The sequence below is a fragment of the Oleiphilus sp. HI0080 genome (assembly GCF_001635135.1).
In genome coordinates, this window is record NZ_LWFU01000869.1 from 1 (window position 1) to 8955 (window position 8955).

Here is an 8955-nt window from a genome sequence, read left to right on the forward strand (position 1 = left end):
AACCACGTTGCAACAGGAACTGAAAAGCCCATCTTAGGGCGTTCAATTAGCTCCTTTGGAACATACTTATAAAGCACTTGCCGGAGTAGCCACTTGGTTTGCCCATCTTTTATTTTCCTGGATAGCGGCGTTTGCCATGCAAATTCGACGACTCTGTGGTTAAGCAAGGGCAGTCGTGTTTCTAAGCTAACAGCCATGCTCGCGCGATCAACTTTCGTTAAGTTATCACCCGGCAAATAACTAAGCTGATCCCAATACATCGCTTTGTCGATAAAGCTTGAGAGCCCGTTTGGCGCACCATCAAATAAGTCTATATTAATTTTAGCGTGCGAAATTAACGGAAAAGAACCTGGCTGCCAGTATGATATCAAGTAACGATAAGCCGAATCGATATCGCCGCACTCAAGCAAATTAGCAATTTTCTGTACCTTTAAACCAACATTGTGCTGCTGCCCACGACTGCCGCCAAGCCTGGCTAAAGCAGAGTATGCTTTATTCCACAAAGTTGGTGGCAATACCTTTATAAACTTCGCAAACATTTGCCTTAAAAAAATAGGCAGTTTGGTCTGAGCAGACCATACTTTTTCGGTATGGATATAACGGTTGTAGCCCGCAAATAGCTCATCACCCCCATCACCAGATAAACAAACAGTGACGTTTTCTCTCGCGAGCTTGGAAACCAAGTAAGTAGGTATTTGAGATGAGTCTGCAATGGGTTCATCATAAATAGACGATAGTGATGGTACTAGGTCTAAACAATCTTGCCCTCTAATATATAACTCATGATGATGTGTCCCTAAGTGTGCAGATATATCTCTCGCAAAACTCGCTTCGTTAAAGTCTTTATCATCAAAACCTATCGTATAAGTTTGTGTCGGTTTTGAACTTACCTGTTGCATAATTGCAACAACAGTGGACGAGTCTATACCGCCCGACAAAAAAGCACCCAGTGGCACATCTGCAAGAGATTGGTCAGCAATCACTTTTTTAAGGGTGTGATCCAATCCTTCAATTGCTTCCTGTTCAGATGCAAACAAGGCCTGCGTTTTATCTTCGACTACATTATTAATAGACCAATAAGCCGTTGGAGAAACTGCGCTTGAGTTAATCAAAGGCGAAAAGCCGGATTTATTTACTTTCCCGTTACTTAGAGAAAAGCTGATATAGGTGCCCGGCATTAACTTATATATACCAGAGTAGATGCACATAGGCGCAGGTACATAGCCATAATAGAAATAATTTGAAAGTGCATCACTATCAAGTTGTAAGTCTGACCCTATCGCCTCTAGTGATTTAAGCTCTGATGCGAAAGCAAAACGCTCGCTGTGCTTACCTAACCAACCATAATAAAGCGGCTTTTCGCCTAAGCGGTCACGGCATAGGGTTATTTGTTTCCTGTGCATGTCCCAGAGTGCAAAGGCGAACATTCCTTCTAGTTTTGCGAGAGTGGATGAAAGCCCCCACTTAACGATGGCCTCGATTAATACTTCCGTGTCTGAACTGCCGGTAAAAGCAGCGCCTTGAGCGCTAAGCTCTTGCTTAAGCTTAAGAAAATTATATATTTCGCCGTTAAAAGAAATTTGATAGCGCGCGCATTGTGATTGCATCGGTTGATGGCCATGCGCACTTAAGTCTTGTATGGCAAGACGCCGATGTCCAAGACCGATACCTGAGTTTTCATCAAGCCAGAGCCCATGGCTGTCTGGCCCACGATGCACTATCGCGTTCGCCATTAGCGCAAGGTCTTGCTCAATTGAAAACCCATTCCTTGTGCTCACTACACCTACGATACCGCACATAAAACTAACCCAAGCCTACTATATTACTTTACTGGCGTGAACGAACGTCCGAATGAAACAAACTATATGCCACCGAACAAAATGCCAAATGGATCCACATGAAGGGGTAATACACAACAGAAACAAACTGCCCTGCGATTAAAAACCCTACGAAAGACACATTAAATACGCTAACGATCTTAAAAATCGGGTATTGAGAAAGTCCTTTCGAACGCATTTTTATTCTTCGAACAAGAAGCAAGCCCGAAAATATTGTTGCTATATAAATCACCAAGCCGGTATAACCTAGGTCTGCTCCAACTTGAACAAATATATTATGCGCCAGCTCATTATTGGGAAACGGAACATAAGGCAGATAATTGTCAGCATAATACGGAATAAAATTGAAATATCCGACACCAGTGAACGGGTGGTCATTCAACATTTCAAAACCATGCTCCCAATATAGCAACCGGATTTTCGATGTAGTGTCACTGCCTGCATCATCAAATCTTTGTTTTTGTTCGCTTGGCAAAAAACTCCATGCTAGCAATCCTACCAACAAGACACTGACTAACACCTTTAAATTAAAAACTTGTTTAGCAAAACGCATTACAAACTGGGCTAAGGCTGCTAACTGCCCTCCGCGGGAACTAGCCCCTAATATCACCATACCAGATGTAACTGGCATTAATATCAGCACACGTTGCTTCCATATAGGTAAATAAGGCTTGAGATTTAGCGCAACCGCTAAGCTTATCGGCCAAAAAACGGCCATTTGTATGGCTAACTCTCCTGAGTCTTCGAAAAAACCAGGCGGACCTTTTAATCCCCAAGAAGTGAATGCAAAGCCGCGTTGAGCCCAAATTAGCGTAACCGAAAAAGAGATTTTAAAGCTAGCGACACAAAAAATTGCTAAAAAACATAGAAGCCTCTGCTGCGTTGTAACGATATTGATTATAAGAAAATAGATTACAAACCAACTATAGAAGTTAGCCAAATTCCTATAAGACCAGTCTGGATAATGCGCATGGTATGTTGACCATAGAATGGATATAAAGAATAAAACCATCCATTTGTTGACAGGCGACTTTACCCATTTTTTCTTTGGGTCTGCTAATAGCCCAAGTAGTGCGCCGATAACAAAAAGCTGCGCCCAGGGCAGAAAATCAAGCCAAGGCCAGATTGATTGAGGTCGAACGTACTCAGTGAATAGGTAAAGGCAAATCATCTTAAAAGCGAAGCTTTCACTTTTAAAATACGTCCACCAGGTTTTTAGCTCTAAGCGATAGAGGTCTTCAAGTTGAATGTCTTGAGCCTTCATAGAGAGATCTCGCGATATAGAGCAATAATTGCTTGGGCGTTATCCAAAGCACTGTTTGGTTTTGCGGGCAAAACCTTTGAGTCACTAGTGAGTAGTTTATATAAGGCTGAGGCATAAGACGAGGCTTCATGCTCCTCTGATAGAACGCCCCCCTCGCCTTGCTCAAAGCTTTCAGTCACGGCTCCTGCGTTATGACTAACGATTGGTGTACCTAGAGCCATAGACTCAAGCAATGTCATCGGTAAGCCCTCGTGGTCGGAACACATGACGAGCACATCCAAGCTTTTAATATAAGAGGCGACGTTTTTAATATGCCCATGAAAGGTAACCGCATCGGATAAGCCTAGTTGCTCCGCCCTCTTTTCTAGCTGTAACCGCAGCGGCCCATCGCCAATAACATGGAACTTTAACACTTGATCTGTCGATTCTGAGTTTACTAGCTCGCTCGCCATATCCAAGAAAATATCAACACGCTTTACTGGCACTAGCCGTCCGACAATGCCGACATGCTTTACCTTTACCTTGGGCTCATGAAGCAAAAAAGGAGCATCTGCTTTTACGTCTTTGAGCGCCTCGAGGTCTACGCCATTTTCAATTACCGTAATGTGCTGCTTTGGGTAATCAACTTGAAGTTTATGCGCTAGCTCTTCTGATACCGCGATAATTTTCTTTTGAAGGTACCGACCACAGAACTGATCGACTGTCACTTGAATCTTGTTCTTCCACTGAGCCCAGCTGTAATCAAACTCTGGTGCGCCGTGTTGGGTTCTAATACAGGCCGCTCTTATCGAAAGGAAGTTTGCGCAGGATGCGAGAATATTCTCTTTTTGGCGATGCGTATGGATGATGTTTGGTTGTAGGGTTTTTAGTAAGTGACGTAGGCGCAAGAAAATCTCTGCACTGCCGAGCTTAGCCTCATCGAACACATGAACTTGAATACCTTCTGCTCTTAAGCGCCCCTCAAGCTCTCCGTGATTCAGTAAGACCACTTCCACATGTGAAGTAGACATACGCGCTAAATACTTACAAAGGGTATGCACTTGCGCTTCTGCTCCACCCCATAAATCGCCTGAGGCCACTTGAAGGATACTAAGCGGCTGCACAGTTATACCTTTAAACAGGGTCTTACCCTTTCAACACCACCAACGGAAGCGGACCCCGACATGGGTAGGTTTATCATCACAAAAACTCCCAGCGCAGTCCTAGGCCTGCCGAGGTTTCGTCAAAATCGCGACTTGAAACATCATCATTACTTCGTGTCTCGTATCGCAAAAAACCGTCGGTATATAAATCTTGAATAAGCTGATATTTAAGAGACAAGGTGAACGCATGGGTGGTGTCTTTACCTAACCCCCGGGTTAATCCAAAACTCTCACGGCTATATTCGTACTCGGCCCTGGGGATTAATCGTGAGTAGATTTTGGGTGCAAAACCAAGAACGGCACCACGATAACGTTCTGTGTAATTGCCCTTTGCAAAATCACTCTCTTCGTATATCAGGCCGACATCATAAGTGAATGAGCCAGCATCACGATCAACATTCAAGTTCACACGGTCTCGAGTTTCGATATCGGTTTGCGATGTCGCTTGCGTTGGGTCTGTTTCAAGCACATTCCCAATTTCATCGTCTTCAAAACCAATAGAAGTATCAGAAATAGATTGGTTGAAACTTAGCGACCATGAATGCGCCAATAGTGCCGAGCGGGTGGCACGAATGTCGATGTATCGTCCATCGGTTGTCGGCGCGATATTGGAGCTTACTTCTTGTCGGCCAAAATCTGCTGTAAGCGAGCCATCGGTATAAAGACGAGAAAAACCAAGCGTTACACGGCTATTTTGAATCTCTTCTTCGTCGTCACTTTCGATAATCTCAGAGTAGTTTCCGCCAATATTGAACGAAGTGAGACGGTTAAATTGATGCGTGAGCCTTGTCGAACCTTCCGCTCGCTCATTACTGGTTGCTGTTTCGTCTGAGTTATCAACCTTTACGTAGGAGCCATTCAAATTAAAACGCATCGTACGTGAGATCGCGTAATTGATGGTGGGGCCAGTTCGAAAAATGTTTCGGAACTCTCTGGTATCGGGGTTCTCGTCATCGGCGGAGTCTTCAACGACATCTGTTCTAGAGAACGTAGCGCGCCATTCGAGAAACTCCTCAATCAAATCGATGGTAAACAACCCAAAGCCCGTGGTTAAAGATGTCTCGTCTTCATACGTGCCCTCATAATAGTGCTCGTTCTCGACACTGAGGCTAGCATCTGCACGAAAGCGCTTTCGCACCTCTTCGATACCTAGCTCTCCGTAGACGCGTTGGATGACATCACTTTCGGGATTATTCGCAGACTGACGTACGTTATCAGTTGGCTCCAGGCGCATACCAACAGCGCCCGAGGTCTCTACAGCATTTGCCTGTGACGCACTCATAAAAAGTACGCCGACAAAGGCTCCGCTAAAGAATATCCCTGTAATTGCTTTTAGCCTAAAATCCATCTAGTACTCGTTATTGCCCTGATTAGTTTCACTTGCCGCTTGCAAGCGTTCACCTAAGCTAGGCTCAATTGTTGTAAATTAGCCCTGCCAGCTTATCTTCGTCGACTATATTAATGGCAGCTTGAATCTTGTCCGTAGTGACACGACCATGAGGGACTACCAATACCACCATATCCACCAATCCCGCCAAAATCCGTGCCTCCGAAGAGTTCACGACCGGCGGTGCATCGATAAAAATGTATCGATCGGCGTAACGGCTTTTCACCTCGTCGATAAACGCGAGCATCTTCTCAGATTCAAAATACTCTGCTGCACCCTCACTATTCGAACCAAGAGGAATGGCTCGCAAGCGCTGAATGCCCGTTGCGTAGACGATATCTTTGATACCAATCTCTGAGTCACTCAAGTAATCCGTAATCCCAATTTCAGCTTCGCCAAAAATGAGCTTTTGCGCGCTTGGGGAGTAAAGGTTGGCATCGAGCACTAAGCTCGTTTTCGCTTTATCAAGCGCGAAGACTGAGGCAAGGTTATGTGCAACAAAACTACCACCGCCCTGATTACTGACAGAACTGACCATGCATACGAAGTTTTTCTTCTTCTGCAACTGCAACAGCTGAGTACGCAACTCACGAAATATATTCAATACTTGCGGGTTATGCATGCCTGGATAAATAAGCTTACGCGCATCTAGCTCCGCGGGGGTAAACTGATCGACCTCTTCCATGTGGCCTATCCGAGGGTTTGACTCAGGAACCGCAGCCTTGTATTCATTTGAGAAGCTATCATTGTCTTTGATCGAAGTCATAGCAGCACTCCAAAATGAAAGGCCAAAGCCACACCAACATAGGCCGCAAAAATTGCAACCGCGAGCAAACTACAAATCACCATATCTGATCGGCGTAAGCGCTTGGTAAGCGGTGTATTTACATGCGGAATCACCGACAAAACACGCACATCAAAAGCCTGTAATGCAGACGGGAAGCGTATTCTTGGGTCAAGTAGCACGTAAGCAACGGCTAAACCAATAATCGACAGAAGCGCAACAAAAGGCCCAACAATCACAAAATGAATAAAGCGCAAACCTGTTGGCATAAGCGGCGGCAATGGCGGTTCTTGAATGCGGTAGGTCACACCCTGCCCCTCAATATTAAGGGTCATTGAAAGGCGCGCTTTCTCTTTGCGCTCGAGCATATCTTCATAGATTTTTTTGGTAACATCATAATCCCTTACTAATTCAGACTCCTCTGCACCCCGTTCCGCAACGCGCTGACGACGCTCAAACTCATTCGCGAGCAAATCGTTAAACACACTTAGACGCTTCTGCTTCGCTTGCATCGAGGTCTCAACTTGCGAGATTCGGCTGCGTAACTCTTGATAAAGAGGGTTAAGCAAAACTTCGCTCCCTTCTTCTATTTGCGTTGGCTCACCATCAATTTGTTGATCAGTTGCACGTTCATAGGCGGCCTCATTAATCACCCTTTTTAAATCAGCAATTTGATAGCGCAAGGTGATTACGTCGGGATAATCTTCGGTGTACGTCAGTAGAAGATTGGAAAGTCGAGACTCTAGCTCCTGCAGTCGAATAGAGTACGCATCCACTTTCTTCGTTGTCGCGGCAAACTCAGACTCATCCAAAATTTGCTCTTGAAGAGATCGAAGCGTAATTTTGTCCTCATCGATCGAAATTTTAAGCTCTTCTATCTGACTACGCAGGCGCTGTATGCTAGAGCTGACGTCTGAATCCCGACCATCGAAATTCTTCGATGCGAATTGTTTCAGTTTCTCTTCTGCGCTCACTAACTGGTCTTTGTACTGCTTCACCTGGTTGTCGATGAACAGGAATGCTTCGCGGCTTTCTGCACGCTGCTCTTCAGAACTAGTGCGAATAAAGGTATCGATAATGGCGTTGAGACCTTCATAGGCATCATTCGCATTCGTAGCCGTGTAGTCGATCGCGATATAACCGGCACCCACTGATTTCACCTTAATATTGGCTCGTATCGTGCTGACATAATTCGCAAGCGCAGTGGGCGTTTCTTCAGTTTTTGCACCATATAGCTTCTTCGCTACCTGCGTGAGTAAACGTGGGGAATAAAGCTTTTCTCTAACCACTTTTGCGCGATCGTCCACCTTGGACTGCTTAGCTTGTTTATCAAGCAATGGCCCTAAAATATTCTGGTTATCGGCGTAAATCGTCGCAGTCGTTTCGTACTTCGCAGGCCAAAACATGCCAACAACTAAAACAAGAAAGCTCACGAGCCCGAAGGCTGTGAGCGCTAGAAATTTACGCTGCCATATCTCTCGGAAGATGACATTGGCGTACTGTAGTAACTGGGCAAAATCCATGTAGCTTAAAAGCCCCTTTCAGGTACGGTGATAATATCTTGAGGGAAAAGCTGATAGTTCGAATCCAGAACACCCTTCTCTAGAATGTCGTTTAGATAGATCGGATACACCTTCGCACCCTCTACCGTTTGACGATAGAGCTTAGACTCATTCCCGTTCGCAAACGGACTCAAACCTCCCGCCTCCAAAATAACATCAAGCACCGTAATGCCCTTGCGATAAGGGATGGATCGCTGTTGCGCAACCGCGCCAGTCACTCGAATACGGTGAATAAACTCCGCACTGGTAGGATTTGTGACAATCACGGTCACTTTTGGTGTACGAATAAAATCAGCGAGTTTTTCTTCGATGGTCTTGGAAAGCTCGCGAGTGCTTGTGCCATCCACTTTTAAGTCGCCCACAAGAGGCACGGAAATCTTTCCGTCTGGTCGCACCGTGACATTCACCGATAAATCTGGGTTGCGCCAGACATTCACAGAAACCGCGTCCCCTATACCCATAAGGTATTCATCGACGATACCAATACTCGACTCTACCGGTTGCTCATCTACAGTATTAACACTACTACACGCAAACAACCCAGCGACGGCCGTAAACACAATTACTTTCGAAACCACTCGATTAAACATTTCCTATTCCTTTAACTTCCATCTGTGTAAGTCTATAGCCTTTAAAATCAAAGTCCTAGCGCGTTATGTTGAAGATTGTAAAGCCTTGCGCCGAACAACCGACGTGCAGTGCGTCTCGCTCACCCCCAATCACCCTATGCCCAATGTACAAGGATCTAGTAGAAAGTTTAACGAGCGCGACAAAAACAAGGCAAAAATGAACATAAATAGCGAAGCTTATTGGTAATAAGGGCGCCGTTTAAGTTTATTTTTTAACGCAGAATTTGCAATCGCAGTCGCTTTACACGCCAACTAGTGAACACCCTTCCCGAGCAATACCACTTCCACCGTCTGAATCACGATCAGCACATCCATAAAAAAGCTGTGATTTTTCACATAATACAAATCG

Annotated in this window: 7 protein-coding genes; all 7 read right to left on the minus strand. The window is 45.1% G+C overall.

Features of this window, described 5'->3' with window-relative positions:
- Positions 1–1799 (minus strand): asparagine synthase (glutamine-hydrolyzing) (gene asnB, locus A3751_RS17440; protein ID WP_068458283.1); only part of this gene is annotated, 1799 nt, incomplete at its 3' end.
- Positions 1800–1827: 28 nt separating this feature from the next.
- Complete coding sequence (locus A3751_RS17445; protein WP_068458284.1) at positions 1828–3102, minus strand: O-antigen ligase; 1275 nt, start codon at positions 3100–3102, stop codon at positions 1828–1830.
- Positions 3099–4205, minus strand: a complete 1107-nt coding sequence (locus tag A3751_RS17450) for a glycosyltransferase (RefSeq protein WP_068458286.1) — start codon at positions 4203–4205, stop codon at positions 3099–3101. The genes A3751_RS17445 and A3751_RS17450 overlap by 4 nt, the downstream gene beginning before the upstream one ends.
- Before the next feature lie 76 nt (positions 4206–4281).
- Positions 4282–5592: a hypothetical protein gene (locus tag A3751_RS17455; RefSeq protein WP_068458288.1), complete on the minus strand. Its 1311-nt coding sequence runs from the start codon at positions 5590–5592 to the stop codon at positions 4282–4284.
- A 64-nt stretch (positions 5593–5656) separates the two neighbouring features.
- Positions 5657–6397 carry a CpsD/CapB family tyrosine-protein kinase gene (locus A3751_RS17460; RefSeq protein WP_068458290.1) on the minus strand — a complete coding sequence of 247 codons (741 nt, stop codon included), beginning with the start codon at positions 6395–6397 and terminating at the stop codon, positions 5657–5659.
- Positions 6394–7938, minus strand: coding sequence for an XrtA system polysaccharide chain length determinant (locus A3751_RS17465; protein ID WP_068458292.1), 1545 nt, complete (start codon positions 7936–7938; stop codon positions 6394–6396). Before A3751_RS17465 ends, A3751_RS17460 begins: the two co-directional genes overlap by 4 nt.
- A gap of 5 nt (positions 7939–7943) precedes the next feature.
- Positions 7944–8567, minus strand: a complete 624-nt coding sequence (locus tag A3751_RS17470) for an XrtA/PEP-CTERM system exopolysaccharide export protein (RefSeq protein ID WP_082863353.1) — start codon at positions 8565–8567, stop codon at positions 7944–7946.
- Positions 8568–8955: the final 388 nt, after the last annotated feature.